Origin of the sequence: Lentzea roselyniae (genome assembly GCF_039537795.1) — a bacterium.
Classification (GTDB): Bacteria; Actinomycetota; Actinomycetes; order Mycobacteriales; family Pseudonocardiaceae; genus Lentzea; species Lentzea atacamensis.
The window spans coordinates 1-17098 of record NZ_BAABBE010000016.1 but is presented as its reverse complement, the minus strand read 5'-3'; the positions used below and the strand labels follow the sequence as shown (position 1 = coordinate 17098).

Below are 17098 nucleotides of genomic sequence, written 5' to 3'. Positions count from 1 at the left end.
GCCCATTCCCCGCACAGCCAACCGGTGGTGCCCCCGGCCCCGGCCGCCGATCCGGTGGGTGACCCGGGACCTAGCTGCACCGTCAGCGCCGAACGACCGCTGCACCGAGCTTTCCGCGACAACCATTTGGCGCACCGTTTCCCAGAAACCGGGGCGTGCGTGCGGAAATCATTGATCGCGACATATTCGCGGCGAATGGGGTCACGGCTGCGCACACCCGGACCTGGGCGGGAATTGACTGGACGAATCCTCGGGTTCGGCCGAAGTGCTCGCGCCGGCCCCGGACCCTGTGCCACTCTTGTCGTGGGGGGCAGTACTGGGGGAGGTACTGGGGCATGTGGTTTTTCCGATTGCTCGGACCATTTCGGCTGGAAAGCGGCGGTACGGAGATCGCGGTCGGCACACCGCAGACGCGCACCGTGCTGGCCTTGCTCGTGTGGCACGCCAACGAGGTCGTCCCGCTCAGCCGGATGATCGACGAACTGTGGGGTGCCAGGCCGCCGTCGTCGGCGAAGGTGCAGCTGCAGGGCATCATCTCGCGGCTGAGGAGACTGCTCGGCCGCGAGCGGATCACGACCGCGCCGACGGGATACGTCCTGCACGCCACCACGGCGGAGCTCGACGTCGAACTGGTCCGCGCCGATCTTGCGAGAGCGCGCTCACTCATCGCGGACGGTGAGGTGGCGCTCGGCGCGAGCACGCTGCGTGCGGCGCTCGGGCGATGGGACGGGCCGGTCGACCCGCCACTCGTCGAGTCCGTCGCCTGCCGGCTCGACGAACTGCGGATGACCGTGCTGGAGGAGCGCATCGACGCCGAACTCCTGCTGGGCGGCAACGCCGACCTGATCGGCGAGCTGACGGCGGTGGTCGCGGGACACCCGCTGCGGGAACGGTTTCGCGCCCAGCTGATGACCGCGCTGGCCCGGCGCGGCAGGGTGTCGGAGGCCCTCGACGTGTTCCACTCGTTCCGCCGCACGATGGTGGCCGAGCTCGGCGTCGAACCGTCCGCACGACTGTGCTCGCTGCACACGCGGATCCTGCGCGGCGAGCAGGACACGCGGCCTGCGTTTCCGATGCCGCGCAAGGCACATCGGCCGCGGCAGCTACCACCGGCACTGCCCGACTTCGTCAGCCGTGCCGATCTGCTGACCGAGCTCTCGGACGTGCTGACCGGCGCCTGGACGCGGCCTCCGCTCGTGGTGGTGTCCGGCACGGCAGGGCTCGGCAAGACGTCGTTCGTCGTGCAGCTCGCCCACCAGGTGCGCGAGCGCTTCCCGGACGGCCAGCTCTTCGCCTCGCTGCGCGGTGACGACACGATGGCCGCGTTGCGGCAGTTCGTGCGCGCGCTGGGCGTTCCCGCGGATCTCGTGCCATCCGCCGAAGACGAGTGCTCGGCCCTGTTGCGGGACCTGCTGGCCGGACGCGAGGTGCTGCTCGTCGTCGACAACGCGGGCGACGCCGGTCAGGTGCGGCCGTTCGTGCCCGCCGAACCCGGCTGCGCGGTCCTGGTGACGAGCAGGCGTTCGCTCACCGAACTCGAAGGCGCCCGGCTGGTCCGGCTCTGCTTGTTCGACGCGGCCGAGTCCGCCGAGCTGCTCACCAGGATCACCGGCGCACCACCGGGAGAAGCGCTGGTGGCCAGGTGCGGTGGCCTGCCGCTCGCGCTGCGGATAGCGGGAGCACTGCTACTCGACCGTCCACACTGGACCAGCGACGACCTGGCCGCGCGGCTGTCGGACGAACGCACGAGGCTCGACTGGCTGGAGGCGGGCGACCTCGACGTGCGGGCCAGCTTCAACGCGAGCTACCGGCAGCTGCCCGCGCCGCACCAGACGTTGTTCCGGCGCATGGGGCTGCTGCCCGCAGCACCGGTACCCGGCTGGCTCGCGGCCGCTCTGCTCGACACCGGGCAGGACCACGCCGAACGGGTGCTGGAGGACCTCGTCAGCTGGCACCTGGTGAGCGCGGTCGACCGCGGCCCGACGATCCGTTACGGCATGCATGACCTGGTGCGGTGCTTTTCGGTGGAGCAGGCCGAAACCGAGCAGGAACGGGACGCGGTGATCACCCGGGCACGGGCGGCCATCGCCAGGGTTGTCGCCTTTTCGACAGCCGCCCGATGACCAGGCCCTAACAGACGCGGAGGGACGAGACCTTGTTCCGCGCGGGCGCGGGCAGGTCTCCTTCCTCACCGGCTTCCACGACGTCCAGGAGGCCCCGGAAGCCGCGCAGGTCGTACAGGCACCACCGCGAGCTGGTGCGGTTCCGCACGCTCTCGATGTTGTTGTCGGCCTGGCCGCCCAGTTCGAACGCACCGGTCGCGAACGTGGCGGACGTACCGGTGTGGCCGGGATCGGTCCACGCGCAGAACCGGTTTGCGGGACACTGAGCTGCGGCAGCGGTGGAGGCGAAGGCCGGGGCCGCCGCGAACAGCGACCCCGCCATCACCGCACCGGCCACCAGCGCTGTTGCTCTGCCGGTAACCACGGTTCCGTCTCCCGTCAGCAGGTCTTCAGCGACGAGATCCGGTTGCGGTACTCCGGCTTGATGTTCCCCTGCTCACCCGGCAGCACGTCACCGAGGAAGCCCGAGTAGTTCGCCCCGTCGTAGAAGCAGAACCGCGAACCGCTGCGGTTCCACGCGCTCTCGGCGGTGTTGTTCAGTCCGCTCGGGCCGGGAGCCGCACCGAGGTTCGCGTCCCCGTTGGCGAAGTAGCCGATCCCGCCGTTGCCGTCGAGGCCGGTCCAGATGCACATCCTGGCGGCGGGACAGTCGCTCCACGCCGCGGCGGACACGTCGTTGGCCTCGATGAGCGACGGCGAGGGCGCGGCGCTCGCGGGCAGCGACACCAGTGACGCGGCGAACGCCGCACCGGCCAGCACCATCATCGTTTTGCGGATCAAGAGAATTCCCCCTTCTCTGCGAGGCGATCTCGCCTCGGCACCAAGACTGGGGAACCGCGCTATCCGAACACTAACCACCACTAACCGTGAGCAGGGCGGCGAGTGCGGCGGCACGGTCGCGCAGGGAGGCGCGCAACCACTGCGGGGCCAGGACTTCCGCGTTCGTGGACAGCTGCCACACCGCCCATTCGGCGTGCCTCGCGTCCTGGAAGGTCACCTCCAGCCGCAGCCAGCCGTCCGCGCCGGTCTCCTCGGTCAGGACGGCCACCGCCATCAGGTCGCCCCGCCTCGCCGGGTCCAGCCGGAGCAGCACGGTCACCTGGTCGTCGCCGGCACGGAACCGCGCGCTGCGTTCCTGCCACGCCCGGTCCAGGTCGACCCGGTCCGGTCGCTCCGCCGGCTCGGGCAGTTCCTCCGCGGCCACGATCCGGGACAGCCGGTAGGTGCGGTCCTCCCCCGACCTCGTGGCCAGCAGGTAACCCTGCTCCCGCACGGTGACCAGGCCGATCGGGTCCACCGTGCGCCACTTCGGCTGCTGACCGGCGGCCGCGTAGTGGATGCGGAGCTTGTGGCCCGCGAAAACCGCGCGCCGGACCTCGGCCACAACGGCGTCGGGCACCTCGTCGGTGATCTGCCGGCGGGCGAGGAGGTCGGTCTCCGGGTCGATGAGCAGCCGCTGGGCGGCGTCGGCGGCGGTGGCCCGATAACTCTCGGGCAGCGCGTCCACCACCTTGCGCATCGCCGAGGCGAGTGCCGTGCCGAGGCCGAAGGCCTGTGCGCCGCGCCGTGATCCGGCGACCAGCAGTGCGAGTGCCTCGTCGTGGTTCAGCCCGGTGAGCTCGGTCTGGAAACCCGGCAGCAGGGCGAAACCGCCGTGCCGGCCGCGTTCGGCGTAGACGGGGACGCCGGCCGCGGACAGCGCGTCGATGTCGCGCAGCACGGTGCGGGTGGACACCTCCAGCTCGCGGGCGAGGGCGGTCGCGGACATCCGGCCGTGCCGGCGCAGCAGCAGAACCAGCGAGACCAACCGGTCGGCACGCATGGGAAAACCCTACGGGAATACACGACACAGGATGTCGTGATTCATTGGCAGGGTGATCCACATGACGAGCAGGACAGTGGCCACCGAGCCGAACGATCTGGGCAGGTTCTTCATCGAACGCGGCAACGCGGGCGACGTCGACGGACTGGTGGCGTTGTACGAACCGGACGCCGTGCTGGCGTTCCCGCCCGGCAACATCGCCACCGGGCACGCGGAGATCCGCAAGGTGTACGAGCAGTTCGTCGCCGCCGCACCGGAGCTGCTGCCGGGCAGGCAGCACCCGGCGCTGGTGAGCGGCGACCTGGCGCTCACGGCGTCCACGCTGACCACCGGTGAGATGACGGTCGAGGTCGCCCGCCGTCAGCCGGACGGGTCGTGGTTGTGGGTCCTGGACCAGCCGGTGCTGGTGCCGTGACAGGGTGGCGGTGGGCCCGGCGCGACCAGGCCCACCGCCGTCCACAATGGAGGTTGTGACGATGAGGCGCATCGCGACGATCGGTGTCTACGGCTTCACGGCGGAAACCTTCGCCGAGAAGCTCACCAGCGCGGGCGTGGGGTTGCTGCTCGACGTCCGCCAGCGCCGCGGTGTCCGCGGCTCTGAGTACGCCTGGGCGAACTCGGCGCAGCTCCAGCGCCTGCTCGCCGCGGCGGACATCGGTTATCGGCACGTGAAGGAGCTCGCGCCGACGACGGAGATGCGTCAGCTCCAGTACCGCGAGGACGACCGGCAGGGCGTGGGCAAGCGCGACCGGGTCGCCCTGGCGCCCGAGTACACCGAGCACTACACCCGCGAGATCCTCGACCCGTTCGACCTCGGTGCACTTGTGGCCGAGCTGCCGAGCTCGACCACGACCGGGTTGCTCTGCGTCGAGCGCGACCCGGAGGCGTGCCACCGCTCACTCGTGGCCGCACGCCTGCACACCGATCACCGCCTGCCGGTCACCGACCTCCGTCCCGACCAGGGCCTGAACTACTTGTAGCGCGGGTGGGTGGTGTGCCATTCGAAGCCGCCGCCCATCCAGGCCTTGGTGCCCTTCAGGAACCGGTGCAGCTCCACCGATGGCACCGCGAGCAGCGCCCTGTGGCCCGCCTCGAAGTCGCGCACCAGCTGGTTGTGCAGCTTCACGGTCCGTGCGGTGGCCTCGGCGATCGAGCACTCCCGGTCCGCCGCGATCTGCAGCACCATGTTGCAGACCGGCTTCTCGTCGGCGGCGTCCTTCTCCACCGACACCAGGTCGTTGACGATCACCGACGCCGTGCCCGCGGCGGTCAGCAGCTGCCGCACGCGCGGGTCGTAGTACAGCGGCGCGGGCAGCTCGTAGCCGCCGACCGCGTCGATCAGGGTCATCGACGTGTAGAACGTGTCGTGCTGGCGCGTCGCGAGGTACTGCCACGCCGGCGGGTAGTTGCCGGTGTGCCGCCAGGCCGCGTAGGCGCTCCACGACACGAACATCGCGAACGTCGAGTAGCAGACCCGTTGCACCACAGTGGGTGTGCTGCGGGACGACAGGTGCGCGATGCCCGAGCGCAGGCCGACGAGCACCGGGTCCGCCGCCAGCACCTCCTCCAGCTCCTCGGTGAACTCGGCGGCGGGCGCCACCGGGTCCATCGCGGCCATCGCCAGCGCCAGCCTGGGCGGTAGCTCTGCCGGGATCGCTCCCATCTCGGTGCTGTCGGCGTACAGGTCGTCGGCGGCCCACCACGCCGCGTTCAGCCTGGCGGCGATCAGCAGCTGCTCGACGTCGTCGGTGTCCACGTGGGTCAGCACGGCGAGCCTGCCGAACATGCCGCCCAGGAACCGTTCGGGCTTCTCGAAGCCGCAGTCCCCCGCCCACGCGACGAGCCGCTCGTCGACGGCGGCGGCCAGCAGGTCGTCCTCGCGTTCGACCACCGGCACGTACAACGGCGGCGCCGTGCCGTCACCCCACGGTCGTTCCGCATAACCGGGCTCCGGCGGCAGGTCGACGGCCTCTGGCCGCCCGAGCCGGGCCGCGGAGGTGCCCAGCCCGGACGGCCCGGAGAGGAGATCCCGCATCAGACGCGGTCCGCGGCGATCAGCAGGTAGTGGAAGCTGCCCTCCCTGTACGCGGTGAGGAACGGGTCCTCGATGCCGGTCGCGACCGACGACTTCGCGCGCAGCTCCCAGTACGGGATGGTCTCCGGCGTCAGGTCGACCACGCTGATCGGCACGAAACCGTTGTCCGCCAACGCCTTGAAGTACTCGCTGCGCGGGTGGATGTTGCAGATGTAGTGCTGGTCGATCTGGCTGACCGCACGCGAGCGGCCGCCCGTCAGGTCGTTGTAGCAGCCGGTGATGCAGACGTACCGGCCGCCGGGCGCGATCAGCCGCGCGAACTCGCCGTACAGCTGCTGCAGGTCCACGTACATCGTGGTCTCGTTGGTCCAGATGCCGTTGAACGCGCCGGTCTCGAAGCCGGTGTCGAGCATGTTCTTGAAGTGGAACCGGACCCGGTCGGCGACACCGCGTTGCACGGCCTGGTCGTTCGCGAACGCCACCTGCTGCTCGGAGATGCTGACGCCGTCGACCTCGCAGCCGAACCGGCCGTTGGCCATGAAGCTCGTGCCGCCGCGGCCGGAGCCGCCGTCCATCAGCCTGCCACCGAGCGGGATGTCGCCGAAGTGGTTCAGCAGCACCTCGGCCTGCGCGGTCTCGAGCCTGTGCATCTCGGCGATGATCGCCTCGTCGCGAACCTCCGCCGGCGCTTCCAGCACGGCCGGGTCGTACGCGCCGAGCCCGTAGTGGTGGTGGTAGAGACCGTCCACCTCACCGAGCTATGTTGACCGGGTCCTTCTCCCGGTTCCAGTAATCCGCGACGGAACGCTGGTAATCGGTGCGCAGAACCGGCTTCACAGTGGGGCTCGCCATGACCTGTGGTGCTCCTGTTCGTTGGAACGCTCGCTGCCGAACAGCCATCGACCTTTGCAGCTGTCGGCCCAGGCGGCGATCCGCCGTTCAGGGTTGGTTCGGTCACGAACGGGTGCGCGGAAAAGCGTGCTGCGGTGGGCCTCCCAACCCGCACAACCCCGCCGGTACCCCCACCTCCGTGGGCTCCTTTCGCCATCCGGATGACTGTAAGGGCAAGATTCCACGCCATCACGACAGAAATCCTGGCGCGAGGCCACCGGTCGGCCGCGGCGCCCTCGGCTCGCAATCAGCCCAATCGGCTCGCACGATTCAGAACCGTGAGCTGCTCCGAGAACTCTCCGAACAGGCAGAAAACCGTCATTGAAAACCGTTTCAGGATTACCTGATTCAGGAATGTGAATGTTTGACACATATGCAACCATCGTCTACAAAGAAATAGCCCCCGCCCTGCCGAAGAGGGTTATCAATGACGCGAACCTCCATACCCCTGCTAACACTGCTCTTAATCGGTTCACTCGCGGTTCCGGCAACCACGGCGACCGCCGTACCTGCACTGACGGGCCTGGATGTCTCGTCAGCCAACCGACGTTCCCCCATTTCCGGCCTGTACGACTGGTCGAAGGCGGGGTATCGCGGCAATGGCGTGCTGCCCGGAAACAATGAGCTGAACCCGAGCGCGAGTTGTCAGATCACCGAGGCGGAACTCGCCACTCAGTTCAACGTCCGTCCGAACGACTCCGCCGACGACAGTGCCGGGCTGCAGGCCGCGATCGACTCCATCAGGACGCAGTGCTCGCCGACCGCGAGCTATTCGAAGCTCAGCCTCATCACGCTGCCCCCCGGCGAGCTGAGGGTCTCGAAGGAACTGCACGTCGACGCCGACTACCTGATCATCAGAGGTGCCGGCGCGACCACCACGAAGGTGGTCTACACACCCGACGCCAACACCCGCTACGACGCGCTCACCCCGGACGGCTCGGACTGGGACGAGGACGGGATGACGTTCGGGCAGGGCAAGGGCGGCTGGCTGTGGCCGGGCCGCGGCCTGTTCCGGGTCCAGTCGCGCGGCGTGCACACCGCCTACGCGAGCGACTACGCGGCGGCTCCCGAGAACCGCAAGGACATCTTCGAAGGCACGATCAACGTGCACTGGAAGGCCGGCACGAAGGTGCGCGCCGCAGCGAAGGCCGGTGACCGGTCCATCCAGGTCCAGTCGGTCACGAACATCAAGCCGGGGGCGCTGGTCAACGTCCGCGCCGCGAACTCGGTGAAGTTCTACGAGCAGCAGTTCGCCACCGGGACGCCGTACCCGATGCTGAACATGCACATGCGCCAGCAGATCTTCACCGTGGTGTCGGTGTCGTCGAACACCGTCACGCTCGACAAGCCGCTGGAGTTCGACGTCCCGGTCAACTCCACCTCGGACGGTTCACCGGCGATCGACGGGACGACCTACGACTCCAAGGTGTCGCCGCTCGTGGACCCGGTTGTCGGCATCGGGTTCGAGAACTTCGGCTTCACGCAGGCGATGCCGAGCCTCAATCCCGCCGAGGCCGTCAACAACTACGGCAACATGGCGCCGGCCGACGCGATGCACGGCATCGTCTTCAAATGGGCGGCGAACTCGTGGGTGAAGGGCATCCGCGCGGAGATGACCGGGTCGCACCCGATCGTCACCGAGGAGGCCAAGAACCTGCAGATCGTCGACAACCACCTCGACGGCTCGTGGAACAAGGGCAAGGGCGGCAACGGCTACTTCCGCGGTTCGCGGGTGTGGGACTCGCTCTACGCCGGCAACACCTCGCGCAACCTGCGGCACTTCACGTTCCAGTGGTCCGCGTCGGGCAACGTCGTGGTGGGCAACGACTTCGACTCCGACCTGAACCTGCACGGCGGGTGGGAGCGCAACAACCTGTTCGAGCTCAACACGGTCCGCGTCTCCTACGCCCACCGCTCCGGCAACTGCCGCGCGAACTGCGGTGAGGAAGGCGGCGGCGGTCCCGACGACTCGAACTGGTTCCCGATCTGGTGGGGCGCCGGCAAGAAGGCGGTGAGGTGGTCGGGTGCCACCGGGCCGCGCAACGTGTTCTTCAACAACGAGATGACCAAGCAGCTGGCCGCGGACGGCGCCTACCAGCCGTACTACCCCGACCGGCAGCGGATCTACCAGTTCGGCTGGAACGGCAGCGCCTACAAGCACCTCGACATCGGTGGCACTCCGATCGCGGACTGGGCGAAGAACGAGCAGCGCGACTACACCGGCGGTCACGGCGTGGACAACTCCAGGACCGACTCGGCGAAGTCGTTGTTCCTCAGGAACGTTCCGGGTTCCACCGAGCCACCACCCGGTGAGGAGACGCCCGGCACGGTGACCACCGCCGAGCAGCTGAAGGCCGCGCTGGCCAACGCGAAACCCGGCGAGACCATCACGCTCGCACCCGGCACCTACCGAGGCTCGTTCGTGACGACGAAGGCCGGCACGGCGAGCGCGCCGATCACGCTCACCGGCCCGTCGACCGCCGTGCTGGTCAACGACGGCCCGTCCGGCACCGCACCGACCCCCTGCCCGGTGCCGACCGCGGGCTGGGACTCGGGCTACGGCCTGTGGCTGTACAACGCGCCGTACTGGAACATCAAGGGAATCACCGTCGCGGAGTCCAAGAAGGGCATCATCCTCGACAACTCCCACCACGTCACGATCGACGGCGTCACCGTCCGCAGGACCGACGAGGAAGGCGTGCACTTCCGGCGCTCCTCCGCGGACGGTGTCATCAAGAACTCGACGATCACCGACGCCGGCGTCGTGACGAAGGACTACGGAGAGGGCGTCTACATCGGATCGGCGAACTCCAACTGGAAGTGCCACGGCAACTCCGGCGGCGTCGACAGGTCCGACCGCGTCCAGGTGCTCAACAACAAGATCGGCCCGAACGTCTCCGCCGAGCACATCGACGTCAAGGAAGGCACGCAGGGCGGCGTCATCCGCGGCAACACGTTCAACGGCACCGGGATCAGCGGAGCGAACTCCGCCGACTCGTGGGTGGACGTGAAGGGCACCGGCTACCTCATCGAGGGCAACACCGGCACCTTCGCCTCGCCCGGCACGTTCAGGAACGGCTACGAGACGCACAACCCGAGCACCACGCCGTCGTTCCTGAACGGCTGCGGCAACGTGTGGCGCGACAACAGGTCCGACCTCGGCAACGTCGGTGAGTACGGCGTCTACGTCGTGTCCACGTCCAAGTGCAAGGAGAAGCCGAACGTCGTCCACGCCTCGAACACGGTCACCCGTGCGAAGAAGGGCCTGACGAACGTCCCGGTCACCCCGTAACAGTCGGGGGTTGCAGGGGTCCCGATCGGTGTACGGCGGCGTCGCCGATCGGGATCTCCTGCTAGACAGCCGATCGCAGTGCCCGCACCTCGTCGCGCAACGCCCGGACCTCCTGCAGCAGCAGGTCGTCGTGCGATGCGGTCCTGGGTGCGGGCAGGGTGATCTCCTCCTGCATCGCGCTGCACACCACCGCGATGAACAGGTTGAGCATCGTGAACGTCCCGACCAGCAGGTAGACCAGGAAGAAGACCCACGCGAACGGCTTCTGCCCCATCAGGTCGCGCATCACGTCCGACCAGCCGTCGCCGGTGGTGATCTGGAACAGCGTCAGCAACGTCGGGCCCAGGCCGGAGAACCGCGGGTCACCGGTGTCGCCGAACAGGTTGCTCGCGATCACGCCGCCGACGTAGACGAGCAGCACCAGCAGTCCGGACAACGACACCAGGCCGGGAATCGACCTCACCAGCGCCGTCACCACGCGCCGCATGCTCGGCACCATCGCGACGAGCCGCAGAGCCCGCAGGATGCGCAGCGAGCGCAGCACCGACAGCGGCCCCGCGGTGGGGATCAGCGCGATGGCCACGATCACGAAGTCGAAGACGTTCCACGGGTCCTTGAAGAACTTCCAGCCGGACGCGTAGAGCCGCGCGGCCAGTTCGAACGTGAAGATCACGAGTGCGAGATGGTCGATCGTCGTCAGCACGGGACCGAACTCCGCGTGCAGGAACGTCGACGTCTCTGCGCCCAGCGTGATCGCGTTGACCACGATCACGCCGATGATGAACAGCTGGAACCGGTTGCTCTCCACAACCGAGCCGACGCGGGCGCGCAGCATCTTCACTCACCGCTCCTAGCACAGGGGTTTTGGAACCTATCGGCGGTGGAAGCGGTCCAACTGTTCACCCGGTCGTGTTGATCAGCTCCAGACGGCTGGCGGTGCGCACGAGGTCGAGGGAGTCGCCGCCGACGATCTCGCTCAACGGGTGATCGCTCACCAGCGTCAGCCGGACGTCGCGGTCGACCAGAACGTCCACGACGTTCGAGAACCGTTGCTGCGCCTCACGATCGCAGGTCTCCAGCCGCGGCACTGCGGTGATCACCCAGTCGTCGTAACGATCCGCGAGCACGAGGTAGTCCTGCGTGGACGTCGGTTTCTCGCACAGATCACCGAAGTCGAACCAGATGCGGCCGCCGTCGATCCCGAGTGCGGTGACGTCCCGGCCGTTGATCTCCAGAACGACCGGCGCGGCCGGAGGTTCGGCGTCGGTGACGATCGAGCCGGTCTCGAACCGGGAGCGCGGGCGGCCGTGCAGGTGCCGGTAGTCGGTGGCGCCGTTGAGCTCGACCGCGTCCATCAGTTCCTTCACCAGCGCGATGCCGGGCAGGAAGTGGTCGTGGTACAGCGGGTTGGGCAGCAGGCCGTCCGGCGGGTAGTTGGACGTGGCGACGACCATGACACCGCGCGCCTTCAGGACTTCCAGCAGGCGGGTCATCAGCATCGCGTCGCCGACGTCGTGCAGGTGGAACTCGTCGAACGCCAGCACGTCGCAACGGCCGATCAGCTCGTCGACGGCCTTCTTCACCGCGCCCGGTGAATGCAGACGGGCTGAGATGCGTGCGTGCAGCTCCTGGAAGAAGGAGTGGAAGTGCACGCGGCGTTTGCGTCTCACGGGCAGCACGTCGAAGAAGGCGTCCGCGAGGAAGCTCTTGCCCCGGCCGACCGGCCCGTGCAGGTAGACGCCCCGGCGGCGCTCCCCCAGCTCCGCCAGCCGGTCGACGGCGACCAGCTGAGCGGCGTCCAGTTCGTAGCCGCTGCCCGACACGTGTGCGAGCAGCGCGTCGCGAAGATCCACAAGTACCCCCCGCGCCACCCTACGATCACACGCCCCGGCGCCACCGGCGACCCACCTCATCGTTGAGATTTCAATCACCTTAGAATCATTGGTAAGGCTTGCCTTATAAGCTGACCCGGCCTCGATTCCACCGATCAGAGGCGTGACCGACTTCTCCGCCCCGACAGGACCCACCGTGCGCTCACCGCTCCACCGCCTCTTCGCCGCGCTCGCCCTCACCCCGCTGCTGGCCGGTTGTTTCGCCGCGGGCGGTGACGCGAACACCGCGGCGAGCGGCCGGTTGAAGGTCGCGCTCGCCGTGCCGCCGGTGCAGGCGCTGTCGCCGTACAGCAACGACGCCACCGTGCTGGGCAAGCTGTCCGTGGCCGAAGGGCTCACCGCGCTGGGCAAGGACGGCGCCGCCGCGCCGGCACTGGCGAAGTCGTGGACCCGCAAGGACGACACCACCTGGGTCTTCGAGCTGCGCCAGGCGAAGTTCCAGGACGGCACGGAGTTCACCGCCGAGTCGGTCGTCAACGCGCTCGACCACGCCGGCGCGGCCAAGTCCAAGCCCCGCGTCCTCAGCGACGTGACGCTGACCGTGAAGGCAGACGACGCCGACACCGTCACGATCACCACCAAGACCGCCGACCCGGTGCTCCCCCTGCGGCTCGCCAGCCCCGCGCTCGGCATCCTCGCCGCGAAGGCGTACGCGGCGGACGGCACCGTCACCCCGATCGGCACCGGCACCGGTCCGTTCAAGATCACCAAGCTGACCGGGAAGACGGGCGCGACGCTCGACCGCTTCGACGACTACTGGGGCGGGAAGGCCAAGGCGGCCGGCATCGACGTGTCCTGGATCGCCGACGGTGCCGCTCGCACCAACGCACTGCGCTCGGGCGAGGTGGACATCGCCGAGTGGATCCCCACCGCCCAGGCGAAGCTGCTCGACGAGAACACCCGCCACGACGTGCCGTCCGTGCGGACCGACAGCCTGATCCTCAACACCGCCGCCGGCATCTTCACCGACGAGTCGCTGCGGGCCTCGGCCCACGCGGCCGTGGACGGTTCCGCACTCGTCAACTCGGTCTTCGGCGGCTACGCCGACGCCGCGCAGGGCCTCTTCGGACCCGCTGTCGGGTGGGCGTCCGGCCAGCGGGTCCCGGTGACCGGCAGGGCGACCGCCGCGACCGCCGACGAGATCAAGGCGAAGACGCAGGGCAGGACGCTGCGCCTGGCCGCCTACACCAACCGCGCCGAACTGCCCGAGGCCGCGTCCGTTCTGCAGCAGCAGCTGGAGAAGGCCGGGTTCACCGTCCAGCAGGACGTGCGCGAGTACACGCAGATGGAGGCCGACCTCCTCGCCGGCAAGTACGACGCGCTCCTGCTGTCACGGGTGACGCTGCTCGACACCGGTGACGCGGTCGCGTACCTCACGAGCGACTTCATGAGCACCGGCGTCTACAACATCGCCGACCTGAAGGACCCCGCGGTCGACCAGGCGATCGCCGCCGCTGCCGCGGAAGCAGGCACCGCGGAGCGGCAGCAGAAGATCATGCGGGCGGAGGCGGAGATCCTGCGCACCGGCGCCGTCATCCCGCTGGTCAACGAGCAGGTCGTGCAGGGCGTCAGCACGCGCGTCGAGGGAGTGCTGCTCGACCCGCGTGAGCGCTCGCTGATCACCGTCGACACCCGGCTGAAGTAGTGCGCGGTCTGGCCGGCCGCGTCGTCGCCGGAGCGGCTCTGCTGGCGACCGTCGCGATGCTGCCCTGGTTGTCCGGGACGGATCCCGCGCAGACGGTGCTGCGGGCCCGTTCCGGTGACCAGGACCCCACCCCGGAGCAACTGGCCGCCGTCCGGGACGAGCTCGGTCTGGACAACGGGCCGTTCACGCACCTCGCGCGGTGGCTGAGCGGCGACGCCGGCACCTCCTGGGTCTCGGGCGAACCCGTCCTGCCCGCGGTCTCGAACGCCTTCGCCGTCTCGCTCACGCTGATGGCCGGCGCCCTCGTGGTGACCATCGCCGTCGCCGCCCTGCTCTGCGCCCGCACCACGTACCTCGGATCGCGGCAGCTGCTGCGCGACAGCCGGGCGGGTACGGGGGCGGCGTTCCTCGCCGCACTGCCCAAGTTCCTGCTCGCCTCACTGCTCGCGACGGTGTTCGCGGTGTGGCTGGGGTGGTTTCCCTCCGGCGGCTGGCAGGGGCCCGCGTCGATGGTGCTGCCCGCGCTCGCGCTCGGCGTGCCGTCCGGGGCGGTGATCGGCGCCCTGCTCGAGCAGTCGCTGCCCGCCACGTTCGACGAGCCGTGGGTGCGGACCTGGCACGCCTGCGGGTTCACCTCCGGCCGCATCGCCTGGCACGCGCTGCGCGGCGCCCTGGCGGGAGTGCTCCCGCAGTTCCTGCCCAGCGTCGTCGGGCTGGTCGGCGGCGCGGTGGCGGTGGAGAAGATCTTCAACATCCCCGGCCTCGGCAGGCTCGCGCTGGACGCCGCACTGGCCCAGGACCTGCCACCGCTGCAGACCGCGACGCTGGGTCTCATCCTGCTCGGCTTCGCCGCGGGCCTGCTGGTCCAGCTCCTGCGCCGCGCTCTGCTCGGCCCAGCACTGCGCGACGGCGGGCTCACGGCCACGCGTCCCCCGGTCCTGCCGCCCCGTCGTTCGGCCCGCTGGGTGGCGGCGTTCTGCGCGGTCACCCTGATCACGCTGGTCGTGGCCGGGCTGCTCCGCGACCCGTTGCAGGTCGACACGGCCTCCCGCCTGCTGTCCCCGTCGCTCGCCCATCCGCTGGGCACGGACGCGCTCGGCCGCGACGTACTCGCCCGGCTCGGACACGGCGCGGTGCGCACGACGGGGGTCGCCGTCGCGGTGACGGCGGTCTGCGTGGTCCTCGGGCTGCTGCTCGCGCTGACCGGAAAGATCAGCTCGGGGCTGACCGAGATGATGTCGACTTTGCCTGCCGTCCTGGCCGGGCTGCTCACGACCGCGGTCACCGGCCCGTCCGTGTGGGGCGCCGCCGCGGCGGTCTGCCTGGTGGGCTGGACCCCGTACGCCGCACAGGCCGCTGCGCAGTTCGAGCAGGAGCGGGCGACCGATCACATCACCGCGTCGGTCGCGCTGGGCGCCTCACCGGCGCACCTGCTGCGCCACCACCTGCTCCCGGCCGTGCTGCCGCCCTTGCTGCGCAACGCACTGCTGCGCCTGCCCACCACCGTCCTCGTGCTCGCCTCACTCGGTTTCCTCGGTCTGGGCGAGCAACCGCCCACCCCTGAGTGGGGCCGGCTGCTGTCGGAGAACCAGCAGTACCTCGAGCTCGCGCCGTGGACGACGCTCGGACCGGCCTGCGCGCTCGTCCTGCTTTCGGTGCTCGCCGTGACCGGCACCGCGACGCGACGCCCGGCACGCCGATCAGCGGCAGCGTCCGGCCTACGATCGGCCACGTGAGCAATGTCGAGGCCGAGCCCGCGGAAGTGACGTGCAGCTCCACCCCAGGTGGGGCGGAGGTCCTGGAGCCGAGGGACGTACCGCTGGGTGGTCCGCGCGCCATGTCGGTGCGCCGGACGTTGCCGCAGAAGCAGCGATCGCTCATCGGCGCGTGGTGCTTCTGCGACCACTACGGGCCCGACGACGTGAAGATGGACGTCGCCCCGCACCCCCACACCGGGCTGCAGACCGTCAGCTGGCTCTTCACCGGCGAGATCGAACACCGCGACAGCCACGGCGTGCACGCGTTCGTGCGGCCGGGCGAGCTGAACCTGATGACCGGCGGACGCGGCATCGCGCACTCCGAGGTGTCGACCCCGTCGTCCACCGTCCTGCACGGCGTGCAGCTGTGGGTCGCGCTGCCGGACGCCCACCGGGACGCCCCGCGCGACTTCCAGCACTACGCGCCGCCGACGGTGACGCTGGACGGCGCCGCGGTGCGGGTGTTCCTCGGCGAACTGGCGGGTTCGACGTCTCCTGTGACCACGTTCACACCGCTGCTCGGCGCGGAGATCATCCTGCCCGCAGGGGCAACGATCGAGCTCGGCGTGGCTCCCGGGTTCGAGCACGGCGTCCTGCTCGACACCGGTGACGTCACCGTCGGCGAAACCGCTCTCACCCCCGGCGCGCTCGGCTACGTCGGCACCGGCCGCACCGCGCTGACCTTGGGAACTCGGGACGGCGCAAGGGTTGTGCTGCTCGGCGGCGAGCCGTTCGGCGAGGAGATCGTCATGTGGTGGAACTTCGTCGGCCGCACCCACGACGAGATCGTCGCCTACCGGGACGAATGGCAGGCGGAGGCCGAAAGGTTCGGCCGGGTGGACGGTTACGACGGCGTCCGTTTGCCAGCACCACCACTTCCCGGTGGCCGTCTGCGTCCGCGCGGCAACCCCGCGTGACGGTTGTCAAAAGTCATACTCCCGGACCGTTGAAAATCACGTTCCGATCGCTTTTCCTGAGCGAGGCATCCACGAAGGTTGCCGCGCGTCTAAGGGGGCATGACGAACGTGACACGAGTGGGCGCCGAGTCCGTCTTCGCCTTCATCGCCCCGTCCGGGCGCCCCATGCCCGTCGAGGTCGAGCTCGGCTACCGCGCCGACGACCCGCACGCCGTGACCATGACGTTCCGCATGGGACGCCAGGAAACGGTGTGGCTGGTCAGCCGCGACCTGCTCGCCGACGGACTGATCACCACCAGCGGTGCGGGTGACGTGCGGCTGCGGCCGTACAACTCGACGACCGCCGTGCTGGAGCTGCGGTCCGACGTGTCGGAGGCCATCTTCCACGTGCGGTCCTCCGAGCTGCAGGAGTTCCTCAACTCCACGTACGACGTAGTCGCCCCCGGTCACGAGAACGACTACGTCGACTTCGACGCCGAACTGCGCAAGCTGCTCGACTAGGTGGCGTGGCCCGGAACGTTGCCGGGCGAATTCGCGGTCAGACGCGAGGTGCCCTGCTGAGCGTGAATCACCTCGCCAACGGTCCGGGACGCGCCACTAGATGACTGATTCCGTGAAGTTCGGGTGAAGTCGGCCCGGTGCCGGGGCATGGGAGGAGGGTGTTCAAGATCAATGTGTGACGAAAGACCTGAACACCCTCCTTACCGCACTGTACGTGCTGGTC

The 17098-nt window shown here is 69.2% G+C and carries 14 protein-coding genes and 1 pseudogene; 8 read left to right on the top strand and 7 right to left on the bottom strand.

Going from position 1 to position 17098, the window contains the following annotated elements; genetic code table 11:
* Positions 1 to 335: 335 nt before the first annotated feature.
* Positions 336 to 2123: an AfsR/SARP family transcriptional regulator gene (locus ABFX45_RS27110; RefSeq protein ID WP_346132778.1), complete on the top strand. Its 1788-nt coding sequence runs from the start codon at positions 336 to 338 to the stop codon at positions 2121 to 2123.
* A 7-nt stretch (positions 2124 to 2130) separates the two neighbouring features.
* Here the strand turns inward: ABFX45_RS27110 and ABFX45_RS27105 are convergent, their stop codons facing one another.
* From ABFX45_RS27105 to ABFX45_RS27095, 3 genes are all read right to left on the bottom strand, one after another.
* Positions 2131 to 2487 (bottom strand): peptidase inhibitor family I36 protein, encoded by a 357-nt coding sequence (locus tag ABFX45_RS27105; protein ID WP_346132776.1) that lies wholly within the window; start codon positions 2485 to 2487, stop codon positions 2131 to 2133.
* 14 nt (positions 2488 to 2501) lie between these two features.
* Positions 2502 to 2903 carry a peptidase inhibitor family I36 protein gene (locus ABFX45_RS27100; protein WP_146231615.1) on the bottom strand — a complete coding sequence of 134 codons (402 nt, stop codon included), beginning with the start codon at positions 2901 to 2903 and terminating at the stop codon, positions 2502 to 2504.
* A 70-nt stretch (positions 2904 to 2973) separates the two neighbouring features.
* Positions 2974 to 3945, bottom strand: a complete 972-nt coding sequence (locus ABFX45_RS27095; protein WP_346132773.1) for a helix-turn-helix transcriptional regulator — start codon at positions 3943 to 3945, stop codon at positions 2974 to 2976.
* 76 nt (positions 3946 to 4021) lie between these two features.
* Between ABFX45_RS27095 and ABFX45_RS27090 the strand changes: the two genes are divergently transcribed.
* Positions 4022 to 4360, top strand: coding sequence for a YybH family protein (locus tag ABFX45_RS27090; protein ID WP_109638113.1), 339 nt, complete (start codon positions 4022 to 4024; stop codon positions 4358 to 4360).
* A 61-nt stretch (positions 4361 to 4421) separates the two neighbouring features.
* Positions 4422 to 4925: a DUF488 family protein, N3 subclade gene (locus ABFX45_RS27085; protein WP_346132771.1), complete on the top strand. Its 504-nt coding sequence runs from the start codon at positions 4422 to 4424 to the stop codon at positions 4923 to 4925.
* On the opposite strand, the gene ABFX45_RS27080 is transcribed toward ABFX45_RS27085, so the two are convergent.
* Both ABFX45_RS27080 and ABFX45_RS27075 read right to left on the bottom strand, forming a co-directional pair.
* Positions 4916 to 5980, bottom strand: a complete 1065-nt coding sequence (locus tag ABFX45_RS27080; RefSeq protein WP_346132769.1) for a family 2 encapsulin nanocompartment cargo protein terpene cyclase — start codon at positions 5978 to 5980, stop codon at positions 4916 to 4918. The genes ABFX45_RS27085 and ABFX45_RS27080 overlap by 10 nt on opposite strands.
* Positions 5980 to 6832, bottom strand: a pseudogene (locus ABFX45_RS27075) (geranyl diphosphate 2-C-methyltransferase). Before ABFX45_RS27075 ends, ABFX45_RS27080 begins: the two are co-directional and overlap by 1 nt.
* A 643-nt stretch (positions 6833 to 7475) precedes the next feature.
* Between ABFX45_RS27075 and ABFX45_RS27070 the strand changes: the two are divergent.
* Complete coding sequence (locus tag ABFX45_RS27070; protein WP_346132767.1) at positions 7476 to 10163, top strand: right-handed parallel beta-helix repeat-containing protein; 2688 nt, start codon at positions 7476 to 7478, stop codon at positions 10161 to 10163.
* Between the two features lie 61 nt (positions 10164 to 10224).
* Here the strand turns inward: ABFX45_RS27070 and ABFX45_RS27065 are convergent, their stop codons facing one another.
* Together ABFX45_RS27065 and zapE are read right to left on the bottom strand one after the other, a co-directional pair.
* Positions 10225 to 10998 (bottom strand): ion transporter, encoded by a 774-nt coding sequence (locus ABFX45_RS27065; RefSeq protein WP_346132995.1) that lies wholly within the window; start codon positions 10996 to 10998, stop codon positions 10225 to 10227.
* Between the two features lie 64 nt (positions 10999 to 11062).
* Positions 11063 to 12016 (bottom strand): cell division protein ZapE, encoded by a 954-nt coding sequence (zapE, locus tag ABFX45_RS27060; RefSeq protein WP_211337425.1) that lies wholly within the window; start codon positions 12014 to 12016, stop codon positions 11063 to 11065.
* A gap of 175 nt (positions 12017 to 12191) precedes the next feature.
* On the opposite strand from zapE, the gene ABFX45_RS27055 reads away from it, so the two are divergent.
* The 4 genes from ABFX45_RS27055 (at position 12192) to ABFX45_RS27040 (ending at position 16875) form a co-directional block, all read left to right on the top strand.
* Positions 12192 to 13700, top strand: a complete 1509-nt coding sequence (locus ABFX45_RS27055; protein WP_346132765.1) for an ABC transporter substrate-binding protein — start codon at positions 12192 to 12194, stop codon at positions 13698 to 13700.
* Complete coding sequence (locus ABFX45_RS27050) at positions 13700 to 15436, top strand: ABC transporter permease subunit (protein ID WP_346132763.1); 1737 nt, start codon at positions 13700 to 13702, stop codon at positions 15434 to 15436. Before ABFX45_RS27055 ends, ABFX45_RS27050 begins: the two co-directional genes overlap by 1 nt.
* Entirely contained in the window at positions 15433 to 16374 is a 942-nt protein-coding gene (locus ABFX45_RS27045; protein ID WP_346132761.1) for a pirin family protein, read from the top strand. Before ABFX45_RS27050 ends, ABFX45_RS27045 begins: the two co-directional genes overlap by 4 nt.
* Positions 16375 to 16473: 99 nt before the next feature.
* Positions 16474 to 16875, top strand: coding sequence for an SsgA family sporulation/cell division regulator (locus ABFX45_RS27040; RefSeq protein ID WP_109638107.1), 402 nt, complete (start codon positions 16474 to 16476; stop codon positions 16873 to 16875).
* Positions 16876 to 17098 lie beyond the last annotated feature (223 nt).